A 17,832-nucleotide genomic window follows, 5' to 3' on the forward strand; every position below is an offset into this window, starting at 1 on the left:
GTTCTGTTTTATCTCTTTGCGCGGGCAAGCCCGCCGAAGAAAAATCTTCTGATTTTTCCCTAGGAGGGTGCAAATATACTGCTAAATCTATAATTGACAAGGGCTTTTGAAAAGATTAGGCCGCTTTCTTTCTCGGATTGTTCGACGATTTGAACAACTGCATAAAAGAAAGGGTCAAAACCAAGGTGGTGGCAATGCCCATAATGGCTACGGTAAAGAAAACGATGCCCTCAAAATTTTTATAGTCCTTCGCCCAGGATTGTGATAGCTCGTCTAGAAATGTTGTGTTGAGCTCTGTTGAATAGACGGCAAAGAAAATGGTGAACAAGATGGTGGCAACGATTCCTGTGGTGATGCCCGCGGTGAACCCTTTCCCATAATTGAAATCCTTTCCCATTCTCAGTTTGGTGATCTTCAAGGTTTCGTAGATGCCGAATCCTGTAATGACCCCGTTGAATAGACTGAAAAAAACATTGGTGTGCTTTCCGAAGAGCGATAAAATTAGAAAGTAGGCGATCAGGCAAGCACTGGTCACAATTCCGAATCGGATGGGTAGGGTCAAGTTCTTCATATCCCGAATATTTTATTCAAATGTTAATTTAAAGATTTTTTTCGATAAAATCCTGTTAAAGCCGAAAGGCAATTACCACCTTTAGACAAAAAAATCAGTTATATTAGCTGAGCACTTTAACGTGCTCTTTTACTTACCTTTAAAGTTAACACACAAACACTAATGAGAATGAGAAAAAACGTATTATTTGTCTTTTTCATACTTTTTTCGATTGGGTCGCCCCTGGCCCAAGAGGTGAAATTTGAGGAGTATGATCTAGATAACGGCCTACATGTGATACTGCACCAAGACAATTCGGCGCCGGTGGTCACCACATCGGTAATGTACCACGTCGGTGCCAAAGATGAAGACCCTGACAAGACAGGGTTTGCCCACTTTTTCGAGCACTTGTTGTTCGAGGGCACCAAAAACATCGAACGGGGCGAGTGGTTCAAAATCGTATCTTCCAATGGCGGAAACAACAACGCGAACACCACTCAAGACAGAACCTACTACTATGAAGTATTTCCGTCGAACAATCTTGAACTGGGGCTCTGGCTCGAATCGGAGAGAATGTTGCACCCCATTATCAACCAGATTGGGGTGGACACCCAAAAAGAAGTGGTGCAAGAAGAACGACGTCTGCGCTATGACAATGCCCCTTATGGCAGATGGCGCGAGCAGATGTTCAAGCACCTTTTCAAGAAACACCCCTACCGCTGGCAGACCATAGGATCGTTGGAGCATTTGGCGAGTGCCTCGCTCGATGACTTTAAAAAATTCAACGAAATCTTCTACGTGCCCAACAATGCCGTATTGGTCGTGGCCGGTGACATTGACATCGACGAGACAAAAAACATGGTACAAGACTACTTTGGGCCTATTCCCAAAGGCGATGAAATCGAGAGAAAAACATTTGCCGAAGAGCCGATTGCAGAGACCATCAAGGCCAAGTACCATGACCCGAACATCCAAATTCCAGCCATACTCATGGGATATCGCACACCGGCACAGACCGAGCGTGATGCCTATGTGCTCGACATGATATCGACTTATTTGAGTGACGGCAAGAGTTCGAAACTCTACAAAAAACTGGTCGATGAAAAGAAAATGGCACTACAGGTCTTCGCTTTCAACGGTTCGCAAGAAGATTATGGGGCCTATGTGGTTGGCGCACTTCCTGTGGGCGATACCTCCCTTGAGGCCTTAAAGACAGAAATCGACGAAGAAATTGAGAAGGTCAAGACAGAGTTGATCTCTGAAAGAGACTACCAAAAACTACAGAACAAGTTCGAGAACAATTTCGTGAATTCGAACAGCAGTGTGGCGGGTATCGCCAATTCGCTTGCCAGGTACTACATGCTCTATGATGACACCAACCTCATCAACACCCAAATCGATATTTATCGGTCAATTACCCGTGAGGAGATAAGGGAGGTTGCCAAGAAATACCTGAACAAGAACCAACGTGTTGAATTGGAATATCTACCAGAACAAAAAGAAGCCAATTAAGATGAAAAAATTTTTTTTATTAGCCGTATTATCGCTCGTAATGGGCGTTTCGCATGCGCAAGTCGATAGAAGCCAACAGCCCAAGCCCGGGCCTGCGCCCAAAATCAATTTGCAAGAACCCAAAACATTTGACCTGAACAATGGCCTAAAGGTGATGGTGGTCGAAAACCACAAATTGCCCAGGGTCTCGATACAACTCACCATAGACAACCCTCCCATTCTTGAGGGCGATAAAGCAGGTGTTTCTTCACTGACCGCTAGTCTTTTGGGCAATGGATCGAAAAACATTTCAAAAGATGACTTCAATGAGGAAGTAGACTTTTTGGGCGCATCAATAAGCTTTGGCCCCCAAAGTGCCTTTGCCAGTTCATTATCAAAGTATTTCCCTAGAATTTTGGAGTTGCTGGCCGATGCAGCCATCAATCCTAATTTTACCCAAGAAGAGTTTGAAAAGGAAAAGGAAAAACTACTCACAAGTCTCAAGGCACAGGAAAACGATGTGTCTGCAGTGGCCGATAGGGTTCAGAACGCCCTTTCATACGGCAAAAACCACCCTAAGGGCGAGTTTACCACCGAAGAAACAGTGAACAATGTGGCCTTGGCCGACGTGCAGCAGTTTTACCGCAACTATTTCGTGCCCGCCAATGCCTATTTGGTGGTAATCGGTGACGTGAAATTCGATGAGGTAAAAAAGCTGGTCACTGAGAATTTCACGCCTTGGACAAAAGCCGTGCCGCCTACCATTGACTATTCTGAACCAACAGAGGCCCAGTACACACAAATCAACTTTGTTGACATGCCCAACGCTGTGCAGTCTGAAATATCGGTACAGAACCTCGTTGACCTCAAAATGAAAGACGACGATTATCTGGCAGCACTGTTGGCCAACAGAATTTTAGGAGGGGGTGCCCAGGCCCGTCTTTTTTTAAACCTTAGGGAAGATAAGGGCTACACCTATGGTTCATACTCGGGCATCGGCAATGACAAGTACGGCCCAAGTACCTTTCGCGCACAGGCCAGTGTTCGAAACGCGGTCACCGATAGTGCGGTGGTCGAAATCTTGAAAGAGGTCGACAAGATCATCAAAGAACCCGTGAGCGAAAAAGAATTGGCCGATGCCAAGGCGAAATACACGGGCAACTTTGTAATGGCCCTGGAGAGACCGCAAACCATTGCAAATTATGCCTTGAACATAGAAATTGAAGACTTGCCCAAAGACTTCTACAAAACCTATCTAGAGCGGTTGAACGCCGTAAGCGTGGAAGAGGTTCAAAAGGCAGCAGCAAAGCACTTCTCTTCGAGCAACGCAAGGGCCGTAGTGGTCGGCAAGGGCAGCGAGGTCATTGAAAATCTTGAAAAGGTCGAGTTCAATGGCAAAAAACTGCCTGTTCTATATTATGACAAGTACGCCAACAAAACAGAAAAGCCAGACTACAATTCGGCCATTCTAGATGGAATCACCGCAAGCGATGTCATCAATAAATATTTTGAGGCCATTGGGGGTGCTGAAAAGATAAATTCGATAGAGTCGCTCAAATTGGTCTACGAAGGTGAGGTAATGGGCAGTAAAATCAAGGTGGAAGAAAAACGTACAGCCGACAAGTTTGCCCAAACCACCTATATGAACGAATCGCCCATGATGGGGGTCGTTGCCAAAGGCGATGAACTGGTAATGAAACAAGGACCGAACAAAATACCCCTGCCCGAAGAGATGAAAAAAGACATGATGAACGTTATGGGCATTTTTGCAGAACAGGCTATCTTGGCCAATGGTTCGGCAAAGTTGGCGGGCATCGAAAAAGTAGACGGCAAAGACGCCTATAAGATCGATGTTTCGGGCAATGTCATCAATGCTTCGTTCTTCTATGATGTGGAGACAGGGCTAAAGGTCAAAGAAAGTACCGTAATTAATATGAACGGGCAAACCCAGAACCAATCGTCATTGCTTAAGGAGTACCAAGAGATTGATGGTATCAAGTTCCCCAGCGTCAAGACCCAAAGCATGGGCCCACAAGAAATCGAGGTGAAACTGCTCGAGGCAGTTGTCAACAAAGATGTATCTGAGGCCGATTTTGAGTAGAAACTGGAAATAAGCATGTGAAAGGCGCTCAGTTTTGGGGCGCCTTTTTATATTTTTGCACTATGAAAAAAATAATTCTTCTTCTCGCTTTAATTTTCGTTGCGGCATCTTGTAAAGAGCAAAAAAAAGAAACCCAAAACGACACGACCCAAATGCAGGAGGTCATGGCCATTCACGATGAGGTAATGCCTAAAATGAGCAAGCTGGGCAAGTTGGTCGCCGAACTGAAAACCAAGGTCGATACCACAGAAACGGGCCGGCAATATGAAGCTGCCATGAAAGACCTTCAGGCGGCCCATAAGGCCATGATGGACTGGATGCAAGGATTTGGCGACCGATTCGATTCTGATGAAATTTTGAACGGAAAAGAATTGACTCCCCAAAAACAGCAATGGCTCGATGAAGAGGAAGAAAAGGTAAAAGCCCTTCGAGAACAAATCAATTTAAGTATTGAGCGTGCCGAAAAACTTTTGAAAAAATAGGGTTCAATCGTTGTCCCATTCAAGGGTTTCCAAAATTCTTCTGATATCTTTTTGAAGGTAAATCGCCGCTGGATAAATGGAGTCGTAATTCGGTTTCGCATAGAAGTACAAAGACCCGGTTACAAAATGCCTTAAACTATCGGTCGCGTAGAACTGTGATTGCGATGCGGCATTTCCGGTAACTTCATAAAACATTCCGTACACCCTTTTTTGTTCATTGATATAGGGCTGCTCAATAATGTTGTCGGCCTTTACTACGTGTTCATATGAAAGTTTTTGTGCGTCGCGAAGCAATGTGGCAAGGTTATTATTGACTTTTTTGTAGGTGATGAACACCGATGCCTTCATCATCGGATAGTTCAGCACCATCGAACATTCTTCCTTTTTTTCTGGCTCAGAAAGGGTGTTGGCCATAAAGGTATAGGCGCAACCATCATTCCATTTCGAATACTCTGGCGCTGGAAACGTTAACCGTAGCATGGCCTTGGGCCTTGGCAGTACTTCTTCACCACCACAACCGATACACACCAAGATGATCAAGAAAAAAATAAATACACTATTTTTCATGGGGCAAGGTGACCTTAATTTGTTTCAATCGTTTTTTGTCAAGACTTTCAACCACGAACTGGTAGTCATTGAACAACACTTTTTCGCCCCTTTTGGGGAAGCTTCCGGCTATTTCGAGCACAAAACCGGCAATGGTCTCCGACTCACCCTTTTTTTCCTCAAAAATGGATTCATCCTCAATTTTGGCCACCCGGTAAAAGTCCTTGAGGTTCGTTTTGCCCTCAAACACAAAGTTATGGTCGTCCAGCTTTGAAAAAATCAAATCCTCATCATCAAACTCATCGCTGATATCGCCCACGATTTCCTCGATAATGTCCTCAAGGGTAACAATGCCCGAAGTGCCCCCGTACTCATCGACCACAATGGCCAAGTGCTTTTTCTTCTCCTGAAATTCCAATAGCAGGTCATCCAATTTTTTGTTCTCTGGCACAAAATAAGGCTCTCGTATAAGGCTCATCCAATTGAAGTTCTTTCTTTCTAGATAAGGCAAAAGGTCTTTGACATAGAGAACGCCCAAAACGTTGTCCATATTCTCTGAAAAGACCGGAATTCTTGAATATCCGTTCTTTTTGATTTCCTCCAAAACCTCAGAAAACTTCATTTGCTCGTTCAGGGCAAAAATGTCTATACGAGGCCGCATTACCTGCTTGGTATCGGTATTGCCAAAAGAAACAATGCCCTCGAGTATCTTTTGTTCCTCTTTTGTGGTATCGCCTTCAGAGGTAAGCTCCAAAGCCTGTGAAAGATGGTCAACCCCAAAGTTTGACTTTTGACGGCCCAACTTGTCTTGCAAGAAAATGGTCGCCGAACGCATGGGCATGCTCAACGGATAGAACAAGCGGTCCAATACGCTAAGGGGCAGCGACATAAAATGTGCAAACTTTATACGGTTTCTATTGGCATAGATTTTCGGAAGTATCTCACCGAACATCAATATCAAAAAAGTGGCCACGATCACCTCTAAGATGAACCTAACGGATATAAAGCCAAATAGGGTTTGGTCAATGTTTGTAAAAAGCGTGTCGCCAATGGTGTTGAACAACAGTACAATGCCAATGTTGATGGCATTGTTTGCAATTAAGATGGTGGCCAACAGTTTCTTTGGCTTTTCGAGCAATTTAACGATTCGCCTGCCCCGAAGGCTGTTGGTCTCGGCAATATCGTTCAATTCGGTCTGCGAGAGCCCAAAAAGGGCCACCTCTGCACCCGATATGAGTGCCGATGAAGCGAGCAACAGTACAAGCACCACCATGTTTATCACGAACATGGTACTGATTGAAAAAAACAGCAAGCTCAAACTATAGGGCTCTGGGTCCAAAAGTCAAAAATAAAATTTCTGTCTAGAATGGCAGATCGTCGTCAGGCTCTGCCTCATTGGCAACCATATTTTGCTTAGCTTCACCCTGTACGGGTCTCTCAAAAGAATGGGTCTTTTGTGCGGGGGCACTGTCATGGCCCTCTTTCTTGGTCGACAAAAAGGTGAAGTCTTGTACATGCACCTCTGTGGTATAGCGGGTATTGCCATCCTCACCCTGCCATTGTCGGTTCTTCAACCTACCTTCTACATACACCTTATCGCCTTTGCTTAAATATTTTTCACATATCTCGGCCGCCTTGTTGCGAACAACAATGTTGTGCCAGTCGGTATTGGTCACTTTTTCGCCCGTTTGGCGATTGGTATAGGTTTCGTTGGTGGCCAAGGGAAACCTGGCAATACAGCCCCCACCTTCAAAATAATGTATTTTGACCTCGTCACCTAGATGCCCTATCAGCATCACTTTGTTCAATGTTCCACTCATAATTCTATTGTTAGGTCAAAAATACTAAAATTTAACCTTCTTGATGAAGTCTGCGATCAGAACGGGCACTGGAAACTCAGGCACCCTTTTCCACGGAATACCTTCGGGCAGGGCATTGCCAAGGTCAACGCGCCAAAACCAAGTATATAAGTGCTGGTGCGATAACTTGTGTACAATGGGCATGTCGTCAAAACCGGTCACCGAAACCACTTTTTCTAAGAGCTCCTTTTCTGAAATTTTGTTTCTGATCTCGGTCGGGCCAACCTTTTTTTCGCACTCTATCAGCGGAAATTGATAAAGGTTCTGCCAGATACCTTTGCCCCTACGTTTCTCAAGAAGTGTGTTTTTTTCATTATCGAAGATTACCAAATAATTGAAAAAACGTTTTCTAATCTTCTGTTTTTTGAGTTTTACGGGCAGTTTATCGACCATGCCTTTCTGCAAAGCGGCACAACCACTTTTCAATGGGCAGGCCTGGCAATTGGGCTTTTGGGGCGTGCACTGCAGGGCTCCGAATTCCATGATGCCCTGGTTATAATCGCGAATGTTCCCGGTGTGCATCACCTCTCTTGCCAGTGCCTTGAAATACTTGGTGCCTTTCGGTGAATTGATGGGCCCATCCACTGCAAAATAACGTGCCAACACCCTATATACATTGCCATCTACAACGGGTTGGGGCTCACCAAAACAGATAGAGGCTATGGCACTTGCGGTATAATCGCCCACGCCTTTCAGTTTTATCAGATCTGCATAGTTGTCAGGAAACCTACCCCCAAGGTCGTTCGCAATCGTCTTTGCAGTGGCGTGCATATTTCTTGCCCTTGAGTAATATCCAAGCCCCTGCCATAACTTTAAGATCCGTTCTTCGCTTGAGGCTGCCAAGGCCTCGACCGTAGGAAATTCTTCAACAAACTTTTTGTAATAAGGAAGCCCTTGGGCGATTCGTGTTTGCTGCAACATTATCTCTGAAAGCCATATGTTATAAGGGTTTGTGGTTTTTCTCCATGGCAACGGTCTCTTGTTCTTTTGGTACCACAGCAATATTTTTTCAGAAAAAGACATGTTCGAAAATACTAAGGCCCAAAAGTAGCAGTTTATATACTTAAAATATAAAAGCCTGAGGTGTAGAATGATATAAATTCATATATTTGCAGGCCTAAAAAACTGAAAACTTAATTTGAAAAATGACGAAAGCGGATATTGTATCTAGAATCTCAGAAAAGCTGGGAATGGAAAAAGGTGATGTACAAGCAACAGTGGAATCTTTCATGGAAGAGGTAAAATCATCGTTGGAGAACGGCGACAATGTTTATCTGAGAGGATTCGGAAGCTTTATCATCAAGACGAGAGCTGAAAAGACGGGAAGAAACATTTCAAAGAACACCACGATAAAGATTCCGGCGCACAATATTCCTGCATTCAAACCTGCAAAGGTGTTTGTAGAGGGCGTTAAGAGCAATGTACAGGTGAAATAAAGTTATTAACACAAAAGAGAACCCTATGCCTAGCGGTAAGAAAAGAAAAAGACATAAGGTGGCTACCCATAAAAGAAAAAAGAGAAGGAGAGCCAACCGACACAAGAAAAAGTAGTTGTAACGACTACTTTTTCACTTTAAGCCCATACGTTCTTTGACATACGAGATTCAAAGCTAGAATTTCAACCGGTTCAATACCGGTTTCAGAATAATGTTTAATCCATCCCGATAGTTATCGGGACAAAAATCGATTCAGGTGAATACAGAATTAATCGTACGATCTAGTTCTGACGCAGTCGATTTTGCCTTGTTAAAAGATGGAAAATTAACCGAATTGCACAAAGATGAAGACGACAACAACTTTTCTGTCGGAGATATCTTCTTGGCCAAGATCAGAAAGCCCGTTACGGGCCTCAATGCGGCATTTGTCGACGTTGGGTACGAAAAAGATGCTTTCTTGCACTACCATGACCTTGGGCCGCAGCTATCTTCAATGTTGAAGTTCATCAAATTGATTCGCGCAGGAAAGTTACGAGACTATTCCCTAAAAAATTTTCCATTTGAAAAAGATATTGACAAAAATGGCAGTATCAACGATGTTGTAAAGGCCAACCAATCTATTCTCGTACAGATCGTAAAAGAGCCCATATCGACCAAGGGGCCCCGAATCAGCTCAGAGCTGTCTCTCGCAGGGCGTTACCTGGTCATGGTGCCTTTTTCAGATCGTGTATCGGTCTCGCAGAAAATTGCGAGCAAAAAAGAGAAAGATAGGCTGATACGTTTGGTAAAAAGTATCAAACCAAAAGGTTTTGGTGTCATCATCAGAACTGTCGCAGAAGGCAAAAAAGTTGCAGAACTAGACAAAGACTTACAGAATCTGATGACAAAATGGTCATCACTCTGCAAAAAGATCTATAAAGCACCGCACCCATCTAAGGTATTGGTCGAACTCAATAGGGCATCCTCTATATTACGGGATGTCTTCAACGATTCATTTACAGGAATACATGTAGATGATGGGGAGCTTCATGATCAAATCAAGGATTATCTGCTTGAAATCGCCCCTGAAAAGGCATCCATTGTAAAGCACTACACTGGTTCAGTCCCCATTTTTGAGCGGTTCGGTATCGAACGCCAGATCAAGACATCTTTTGGCCGTACAGTTTCTATGAGCAAAGGGGCCTATTTGGTCATCGAGCACACAGAAGCACTGCATGTTATCGATGTCAACAGTGGCAACCGTTCAAACAAGGCCAAAAACCAAGAAGATACGGCACTTGAGGTCAATCTTTTGGCGGCCAGTGAAATTGCCAGGCAATTGCGATTGCGAGATATGGGCGGTATCATAGTTGTCGATTTCATCGATATGACCCGAGGTGACCATAGAAGAAAACTCTATGACCATTTGCGGGAAGAGATGAAAGACGACCGGGCAAAGCACAAGATCCTTCCCCCTAGCAAGTTCGGTCTGGTACAGATAACCCGTCAAAGGGTGCGACCAGAAATGAATATCAAAACAAGTGAGGAAAATCCCAGTGTCAATGGCAAAGAGGTAGAGGCCCCCATAGTTTTGATAGACAAGATCAATACCGACCTTGAGAGGATTTTGACAGGCCCGCATAAAAACAAAGGTCTTGTGCTGAATGCACATCCCTTTATTGCGGCCTATCTGACAAAAGGCTTCCCGTCAATCCGTTCCAAATGGTTTTTAGACCATAAGAAATGGGTAAAAGTACAGCCTAGGGATGCCTATACGTATCTTGAATACCGTTTCAAGGACAAAGATGGCAAGACCATACGATAACCAAAGCGGTGCCGCAATTAGCGGCACCGCTTTTTTTATTTCAGTGCATTTCGGCACAATATGGTATTTTTGATAAAGTCATAGTTTTCAATAAATATCATGAGAACCATTATCTGCTATCTCTCTATTTTCTTGCTTCCTGGTTGTGCCACCAAAACCGAAAAAAGCCTCTTGGAAGTGCTTGAAGATTCCCCATCCATCACGGGCAAACAAGCCTATCTCGAATCACCCTACGTAACCGCAGGTGACCGCGTGTATATGGTGGGGCACCAAGATGGAAGCTTCCCCCCATTGGGCTGGCACATAAAGGGCGAAATGGGTGGCATCTGGAACCACCCCATCAAACTGATGGATGGCTTTGAGGCCCGTCTCATTGTTGGGGATGATACGCTTACACTCGACAAAGCCGTTGAATTTGTCAACTACCCATTTGCCAACAAGCATATTTTTGAATTTTCCGAAAAAGAATTGGTGGTAGAACGGCTCCAGTTCGTGCCCGATGCCAAACAGGGGATCGTTGTACAGTTTGTCGTTGAGAACAATACAGGTACAGCACAAGAGGCAACCTTTGAATTTATCGGGCATACCGATCTAAGGCCTACATGGTTGGGCGAGCGAACCGAGATGTTCGATGGTCCCGATTCTTCAGAATTCATTGAAGATAAGTGGGTGGTAAAAGATGCCAAAAACCCATGGTTTGCGGTTTTCGGTGCTGGACGCTCGCCCGATTCGAACCATTCTTTTCCCAAGAAAGATGGCGAACACGGCACCTCAAATTCTTTGGCCTATTCGATTTCGCTTGCCGCAGATACCCCGCAGATCTTGAACTTCACCATTGCTGGATCGTATAACTCGCGCAAAGATGCACTCGACACGTATGAGGCCCTACAAAAAGATTATTTTTTCATGGCCCACGAAAAAAAAGAACGTTATCAAAAACTGGTCGAACGGTCAAAATTGTCTATTCCGGACCAAGACTTGCAACAGGCCTTTGAATGGCTCAAATACAATTGCGACTGGTTGGTGCGCAGCGTTCCTGAAATAGGAACGGGTATCGGGGCGGGCATACCCGATTACCCTTGGTGGTTCGGGGTCGACAGTGAGTATGCCCTACGTGGCTATTTGGCCGTGGGGCAGACCGAGCCCGTATACAGCACCATCAAGCTTATTGACAGCGTTTCGATGGCCCTGAATGGAAACGGTAGGATCATTCACGAAATGTCAACCAACGGGGCCGTTTTCAACGAGGGAAACATCAACGAAACACCCCAGTTTGCTTCTCTTATTTGGGAAATCTACAAATGGAACGGTGATAAGCAATTTCTTGAAGAATACTTCCCCACCATTGAAAAAGGATTGCATTGGCTGTTGGCAGAGAACGATGCCAATAAAAACCTGTTCCCAGATGGGTTCGGCATGATGGAAATACATGGTCTTGACAGTGAGATGATCGATGTGGCGGCCTATACCCAACGGGCCTTTGCAGATGCATCCAAAATGGCGAAAGAGCTGGGCAAAGAAGAGCTGGCCGCTGAGTATGCCCGCACTGCACAAAAACTAAAAGATAAGATCAATGAAGAATTCTGGTCAGAAGAGTTTGGTTCGTTCGCCGACTTTTTGGGCACCGATGAACAGGCCATCCACTTGATCGAAGATGCCATTGTCAGGGCCGATACCTTGAACAAACCTTGGGCCATCGAAGAGTTGCAGGCCACAAAAAGACAGATCCAAAAAAATCCATCCAACAAATTGAAAACCTTTGTGTTGCACCACAACTGGGTGGTCAACACCCCTATGGAAATGGGCATCGCCGATTCTATCAAGGCCATCACCGCACTCAACACGGCCAAGAAGTTCACCAATCCGTTTGGGGTCTTTGTAACGGGCATTGACCGTGACGAGTCTGCCGGCCAAGAAGATGGCTCGTTTCAGGGCAGCAAGGTATTCTCGTACACCGGGGCCGTGATGACCTTGCCTACGGGGGTTCAGGCCATTGCCGAAAACAATTATGGCCGGCCCGATGAGGCACTGGACTACCTAAAACGCATGACGCGTACCTTTAGCTATGCCCTACCGGGCAGCATGTACGAGGTTTCACCCGATTATGGTATGATGGTACAGGCTTGGAACATCTACGCCTTTGCCATACCCATCGTACAGCAGTTTTTTGGGGTGCAGCCAATGGCGCACAAAAAAACAATCATCATCAGGCCACAGATGCCCTCGTCTTGGCAGAACGCTTCCCTGGAAAATATACAGGTGGCCGACAACGAGGTTTCCATTTTTTATAAGCATGGTTCCGAAGGGCTGCAAATAGAGGTCTTGCAGAGCAATACCGACTGGACCATTCAACTAGAGCTTCCAAAAGGTGCTTATTCGGTCAATGTAGAAGGGGCCCAAACCAGTGAAAATGGCACCGGTTCCGTTTTTATCTCTTCGGATAAAAAATTGGTGGTGGTTTCAAAAAATCCATAATGCTCCCTTCCATCAAAACCAACAAACACATATCTGTACAAGAGGCACAAAAAAAAATGGAACGCTACTGTGCCTACCAAGAACGCTGCCATCAAGAAGTGGTTCGCAAACTAAGGGAAATGCGCATGATTCCCGAGGCCATCGACCACATTATGGCGCACCTCATCAAAGAAAATTACCTGAACGAAGAGCGGTTTGCCAAGAGCTTTGCACGGGGCAAGTTCAACATCAAAAAATGGGGGAAAAAACGCATCGTCCAAGAATTGAAGAACCGGCACATATCAAGGTTCAACATTAAAAGTGCCCTAAAAGAGATAGATGATGAAGATTATTTGAACACCTTGCATTCGCTTGCGATAAAACGCCTATCACAGATTACCGAAACGCATCCACAGAAAAGAAAAAGAAAGCTCGCCGATTATCTATTGTACAGGGGCTGGGAGAGTGATTTAGTCTATGCCAAGATAAAAGAGCTGACCTAAGAAATGCCCAAGGCCTTATGGGTCTTGAGCACTGCCTGCTCATTCTTCCAATCAATCCATTTTTGGCCCTTGAGCCTGCGCATCAAATTATCGAAATAGCGCATAAAAAAGACATTGTAGACGGCTTTGGTGAAATTTTTGGGCTTTCGGGCAATGGCCCTCAGGCTCATTGAAAAACCAGGCGTCACATAACGCATATAGTGCCAATAACCTTCGGGCATGTAAAGAACATTTCCGTGATGTAGATTGGTGACGTAGCCTTTGGCATTCTTGAGCGCCGGCCATTTTTCAAGGTCGGGATTGTTGAAGTCGATATCTTCACGAACAATCAGCGAATGTGGCACCTTATACAGATATTTCGTCTCTGACTGTGGAAAGAGGATGCACTGTTTCTCGCCATCAAAATGAAAGTGGAAGATATTGGCCAGGTCGATATCATAGTGCATAAAGGTATAACTGTCTCGTCCACCAAAGAACAGCATAGGAAGCCCCTTCATCAATTTGAGCCCAAAATCAGGATATGAAAAATCGTTCTGTAGCTCGGGTACTTCTTTTAGTATGTTCCATAGAAAAATACGGTATTTGGTAGGCTCGTTTTTGAGCAGGTCGATATAATCGGCCATCTTCATTTTGGCATGTGGCTCGTTGAAACCCTCATCATGCTTGACCGGGCGATCATCGTATAGGGGCACGGTTTTTTCGCCGGCGACCTTCTTCATATAATCTAGATTCCATTTAGAGTAAGCGGGCCAATCTTTGATAAAGTTTTCGATGACCACAGGTTTCTGTGGTCTAAAATACTTTGCCAAAAATTCCTCTTTGGTCAGGGTATTTTCTCGGGGAATCTGTTGAAGGTCAAGTTTCAAAATGCAAGTTATTTTGAAACAGCTAAGTTAGGAAAAGGTTTTGAAAGGGTTACTTAGCCTTAGGGCCGCGTGCCATTTTTGCCTTTTCCTTGGCCTCTTCATTTCGTTGTATCTTATGGTTGGGGCGAGACCATTTCGGTTTTTCGCCAAGGGGTTGGTAACGTGAGTCTTCCGCTTCGACGGTCTCTGGCTTTGGCGCCTTGACAAAGGGGCGTTGCGGGTTTAGGCCCAGCTGTTTAAAGAGCTCCATATCTTCGTTTACATCGGGATTGGGGGTCGTCAACAACTTATCGCCCGCAAAGATTGAATTGGCTCCCGCAAAGAAACAAAGGGCCTGCCCTTCTTTGCTCATTCCAGTTCTTCCGGCAGACAAGCGCACTTGGGTCTTGGGCATCACAATTCTGGTGGTTGCCACCATGCGAACCATCTCCCAAATGGCCACTGGTTCTTGTTCTTCCATAGGTGTGCCCTCAACGGCCACCAAAGCATTGATAGGAACGGATTCGGGCTGGGGATTTAAGGTTGAAAGGGCCACCAGCATTCCGGCCCTGTCCTCAACCGACTCGCCCATGCCAATAATGCCCCCACTGCAAACGGTTACATTGGTCTTTCGAACATTTTCAATGGTTTGCAAGCGGTCATCGTATCCACGGGTCGAGATGACCTCTTTGTAATATTCTTCAGAGGTGTCAAGATTATGGTTGTAGGCATACAGCCCTGCCTCGGCGAGCCGCTTGGCCTGGTTTTCGGTGACCATTCCCAAGGTACAGCAAACCTCCATATCCAGTTTGTTGATGGTGCGTACCATTTCAAGCACTTGGTCAAACTCAGGGCCATCTTTTACGTTTCGCCATGCAGCACCCATGCAGACCCGCGAACTGCCCGATGCCTTGGCACGCAATGCCTGAGCCTTTACTTGCTGTACCGTCATAAGGTCATTGCCCTCGATATCGGTATGGTAACGGGCCGCTTGGGGGCAATAGCCACAATCTTCGGGGCATCCACCTGTTTTTATCGACAGTAAGGTAGAAACCTGTACCGTATTCGGGTCGTGGTACTCTCTATGAACGGTAGCGGCCTCATATAGCAGCTCCATCAAAGGTTTATTGTAAATCTCTAGTATTTCCTCTTTGGTCCAATCGTGTCTGGTCTCGCTCATAACCCAAATGTAATTCTTATCTATAATATTTCAATCGTCAAACCCAAGTTTTCACTTTTGTCTCAAGGCAATGCCAGTAAGATACTCACAGCATTCCCTCCAAACCCAACCGCATTTACGATTATGTTCTTTATTTCTTCAGGGTGTTCTTGTTCAAAAAATGGGGTCGGAACAAATTGCTGGTGCTGCAGCATCAAAACGGCCATTTCTAAACTCAATATGCCCGAAGCGCCAAACGTATGGCCCACTTTCCACTTATTTGAAGTGATTGCCGGAATCTTTTCGCCAAAAACCTTTTTGATGGCCCTGAACTCTGCCTTGTCCCCTTTGATCGTGCCGGGCGCGTGCATGACAACGACATCCACTTCATCTGCCGGCATTGGCCCCAAGGCCATTTTCATGGAGTCTTGAAAGCACTGTGCATCTGTCGATAACGAAACATTGTGCCGCAAAGGTTCGGTAGCGTACCCAATGCCCACTATCTTGGCAAGTTTCGTCTTCGAAGCTTTTCGTTCAAGACAGGCAACCCCAGCGGCCTCGCCCAAGACCATGGTGTTCTGTTTTTTGCCAAAATCCAACGCCCTGCATGGGTAGCTTGGCAAAGTAGAAGCTATGCCATCTTGGTGGTTTCGACTACGCTCAACCTCCCCTTTTGCATAAATTTTCAAAGCCTGCATCTGCGCAATGGTGAACGGGGTCAGTGGTGCTTCGCTACCGCCCACAAGAAATTTGTCGACCAAGCCACTTTGCAGCCACGCCACAGCGTTTAAAACAGCATGCAAAGAAGTGGAACAAGTGATGGAATGTGATATCTCTGGCCCTTTTGATTTCAGATCATGTGCGACCCATGACGAGATATTTCCCAAGGTGGTCGTGGGCGATACGAGTGTGGCAGCTTTTCCGGAGCTCAAAAACTCGCCATAATATTTTTCAAACAATGTGGTTGCCCCGCGCGAAGACCCCAAGTTTATTCCAAAACTCGAATTGCCATTCCAATGGGCAAGGTCAATGGCCTTTCTCGAAACATGGATGGCAAAGAGCACCGAATCGTCCAGATTTTTGTATTTCTCGTTTTGATGACGCAGGTTTTCTATTCTTTTCTTGATTTCTGGCGAAAATTGCGAAGCCCAAACCGTCTGTTCGCCAATTTTGACTTCTGACAGAAAGTGTTTTTCTGTTTGGTAGGATTTCCATATTTCCTCCAAAGAACTTCCTAAAGAAGAAATTGATGAAAGTGCTCTTATGTAAATAGGTTGCTTCAATATGGTCAGAATTGGAAAAGGGCGATTGCCGAACGAATCGAAGCATAGATTTTTTCCATCTGTTCCCTTGAAATGATATAAGGCGGCAAAATATAAATAGTGTTGCCCAAGGGCCTCAGAAACACTCCCTCTTTCATAAAATGTTTAAACAGTTTATTGCGTAGGTTTCCATACCGCTGCGTTTCCACATTCAAATCCAAGGCAAAAATGACCCCCAAATGCCGTACATTCTTTACTTTGGGATGTGGTCGCATCTCATCGGCAAATTTTTGGTGCCATTGCATAATATTTGCAATGTTTTTCTGAATTTCTTCCGATTGCAATAATTCAATGCCTGCCAGTGCGGCCGTACAGGCCAACGGATTGGCCGAATAGGTGTGGCCATGAAAGAATCCTTTGGCGATGTCGTCACTCAAAAATGCCCCATAGACCTCTTCGGTGCACGTGGTAAGCCCCATGGGCACCAATCCTGCCGTCAACGCTTTTGAAAGACAGATGATGTCCGGTTTGGTCTCAACTTGGTCAGAGGCGAAATGAGTGCCCGTTTTGCCAAAACCGGTCATTACCTCATCGGCAACGAGCAACACCTCATGTTTTTTCAGCAAGGCCAAAATTGTATCAAGCCCTTTCGCATCGTGCATCTTCATGGCAGCCGCCCCCTGTACCAAAGGCTCATAGACAAACGCTGCTGCCTCTTTTTCTCTCAAAAGATTTTCAAGCGTTTTTTGAATCTCACCGGTATTTGTACCATTGGGAACGGGAATCCGCTCCACCTCAAGGAAAAAATTTTCAAACGGGCCATTGTAAACCGAAAGTCCCGAAACAGACATGGCACCGAAGGTGTCGCCATGAAACCCATCCTCAAAAGCAAGCAACACATTTTTTTTATGCCCCTTGTTGAAATGATATTGCAAGGCCATTTTGATGCCCACCTCAACAGCGGTAGAACCATTGTCAGAGAAAAACAATTTTTGTTGGTTGTCGGGCAATATGTTGACCAAAGCCTCTGAGAGCTCAATTGCCGGCGGGTGGGTAAAGCCACTGAACACCACTTGATCTAACTGCTGCATCTGCCGCCCCACCCTTTCTATGATGTGCTCGTTGCAATGCCCGTACATGGCCGTGTACCAAGAAGCGATGCCGTCTATATATTCCTTTCCATGTTCGTCGTGGAGTATGGCCCCCTTGGCCTTGACAATGGGCAAGGTCGTAGCGTGCAGTTTATGCTGCGTCAACGGGTGCCAAAGGTGTTTTTGGTCGCGCTCGGCAAAACTTTTCGATATGGTATGCCCTAACAAAATCCTCGATTTATCTATCTT

General features: G+C 45.4%; 16 protein-coding genes. 7 read left to right on the forward strand and 9 right to left on the reverse strand.

The window, feature by feature from the left end:
- Nucleotides 1–115 precede the first annotated feature (115 nt).
- Nucleotides 116–571, reverse strand: a complete 456-nt coding sequence (locus VC82_RS05565; protein ID WP_045801489.1) for a DUF4199 domain-containing protein — start codon at nucleotides 569–571, stop codon at nucleotides 116–118.
- A gap of 168 nt (nucleotides 572–739) precedes the next feature.
- Between VC82_RS05565 and VC82_RS05570 the strand changes: the two genes are divergently transcribed.
- From VC82_RS05570 to VC82_RS05580, 3 genes are all read left to right on the forward strand, one after another.
- Nucleotides 740–2,062 (forward strand): M16 family metallopeptidase, encoded by a 1,323-nt coding sequence (locus VC82_RS05570; RefSeq protein ID WP_045803276.1) that lies wholly within the window; start codon nucleotides 740–742, stop codon nucleotides 2,060–2,062.
- Nucleotide 2,063: 1 nt separating this feature from the next.
- Nucleotides 2,064–4,142, forward strand: a complete 2,079-nt coding sequence (locus VC82_RS05575; RefSeq protein WP_045801490.1) for a M16 family metallopeptidase — start codon at nucleotides 2,064–2,066, stop codon at nucleotides 4,140–4,142.
- Nucleotides 4,143–4,204: 62 nt separating this feature from the next.
- Nucleotides 4,205–4,624, forward strand: coding sequence for a hypothetical protein (locus VC82_RS05580; RefSeq protein WP_045801491.1), 420 nt, complete (start codon nucleotides 4,205–4,207; stop codon nucleotides 4,622–4,624).
- 3 nt (nucleotides 4,625–4,627) lie between these two features.
- Here the strand turns inward: VC82_RS05580 and gldD are convergent, their stop codons facing one another.
- The 4 genes from gldD to mutY are packed head-to-tail and all read right to left on the reverse strand — an operon-like array spanning nucleotide 4,628 to nucleotide 8,052.
- Nucleotides 4,628–5,191, reverse strand: coding sequence for a gliding motility lipoprotein GldD (gene gldD, locus VC82_RS05585; protein ID WP_045801492.1), 564 nt, complete (start codon nucleotides 5,189–5,191; stop codon nucleotides 4,628–4,630).
- Nucleotides 5,181–6,509 (reverse strand): gliding motility-associated protein GldE, encoded by a 1,329-nt coding sequence (locus tag VC82_RS05590; protein ID WP_045801493.1) that lies wholly within the window; start codon nucleotides 6,507–6,509, stop codon nucleotides 5,181–5,183. Before VC82_RS05590 ends, gldD begins: the two co-directional genes overlap by 11 nt.
- 22 nt (nucleotides 6,510–6,531) lie before the next feature.
- Nucleotides 6,532–6,990, reverse strand: coding sequence for a single-stranded DNA-binding protein (locus VC82_RS05595; RefSeq protein WP_045801494.1), 459 nt, complete (start codon nucleotides 6,988–6,990; stop codon nucleotides 6,532–6,534).
- Nucleotides 6,991–7,014: 24 nt separating this feature from the next.
- Nucleotides 7,015–8,052 (reverse strand): A/G-specific adenine glycosylase, encoded by a 1,038-nt coding sequence (mutY, locus tag VC82_RS05600; RefSeq protein WP_045801495.1) that lies wholly within the window; start codon nucleotides 8,050–8,052, stop codon nucleotides 7,015–7,017.
- A 122-nt stretch (nucleotides 8,053–8,174) separates the two neighbouring features.
- On the opposite strand from mutY, the gene VC82_RS05605 reads away from it, so the two are divergent.
- The 4 genes from VC82_RS05605 (at nucleotide 8,175) to VC82_RS05620 (ending at nucleotide 13,226) form a co-directional block, all read left to right on the forward strand.
- Nucleotides 8,175–8,465, forward strand: a complete 291-nt coding sequence (locus VC82_RS05605) for an HU family DNA-binding protein (protein ID WP_045801496.1) — start codon at nucleotides 8,175–8,177, stop codon at nucleotides 8,463–8,465.
- Between the two features lie 256 nt (nucleotides 8,466–8,721).
- Nucleotides 8,722–10,269, forward strand: coding sequence for an Rne/Rng family ribonuclease (locus VC82_RS05610; RefSeq protein ID WP_045801497.1), 1,548 nt, complete (start codon nucleotides 8,722–8,724; stop codon nucleotides 10,267–10,269).
- A 99-nt stretch (nucleotides 10,270–10,368) separates the two neighbouring features.
- Nucleotides 10,369–12,744: an alpha-L-rhamnosidase-related protein gene (locus VC82_RS05615; protein WP_045801498.1), complete on the forward strand. Its 2,376-nt coding sequence runs from the start codon at nucleotides 10,369–10,371 to the stop codon at nucleotides 12,742–12,744.
- The gene (locus VC82_RS05620; protein WP_045801499.1) at nucleotides 12,744–13,226 is read left to right on the forward strand and encodes a regulatory protein RecX; all 483 of its coding nucleotides are present in this window, start codon (nucleotides 12,744–12,746) and stop codon (nucleotides 13,224–13,226) included. Before VC82_RS05615 ends, VC82_RS05620 begins: the two co-directional genes overlap by 1 nt.
- Here the strand turns inward: VC82_RS05620 and VC82_RS05625 are convergent.
- From VC82_RS05625 to bioA, 4 genes are all read right to left on the reverse strand, one after another.
- Nucleotides 13,223–14,092: a cupin-like domain-containing protein gene (locus tag VC82_RS05625; protein ID WP_045801500.1), complete on the reverse strand. Its 870-nt coding sequence runs from the start codon at nucleotides 14,090–14,092 to the stop codon at nucleotides 13,223–13,225. The genes VC82_RS05620 and VC82_RS05625 overlap by 4 nt on opposite strands.
- Before the next feature lie 49 nt (nucleotides 14,093–14,141).
- Entirely contained in the window at nucleotides 14,142–15,251 is a 1,110-nt protein-coding gene (gene bioB / locus VC82_RS05630; RefSeq protein ID WP_045801501.1) for a biotin synthase BioB, read from the reverse strand.
- A gap of 62 nt (nucleotides 15,252–15,313) precedes the next feature.
- Complete coding sequence (locus VC82_RS05635; protein WP_045801502.1) at nucleotides 15,314–16,513, reverse strand: beta-ketoacyl synthase N-terminal-like domain-containing protein; 1,200 nt, start codon at nucleotides 16,511–16,513, stop codon at nucleotides 15,314–15,316.
- A gap of 5 nt (nucleotides 16,514–16,518) precedes the next feature.
- A complete protein-coding gene (bioA, locus tag VC82_RS05640) occupies nucleotides 16,519–17,811 on the reverse strand; it encodes an adenosylmethionine--8-amino-7-oxononanoate transaminase (protein WP_245615993.1) in 1,293 nt (430 codons plus the stop codon).
- Nucleotides 17,812–17,832: the final 21 nt, after the last annotated feature.

Source organism: Flagellimonas lutaonensis, from assembly GCF_000963865.1.
Classification (GTDB): Bacteria; Bacteroidota; Bacteroidia; order Flavobacteriales; family Flavobacteriaceae; genus Flagellimonas_A; species Flagellimonas_A lutaonensis.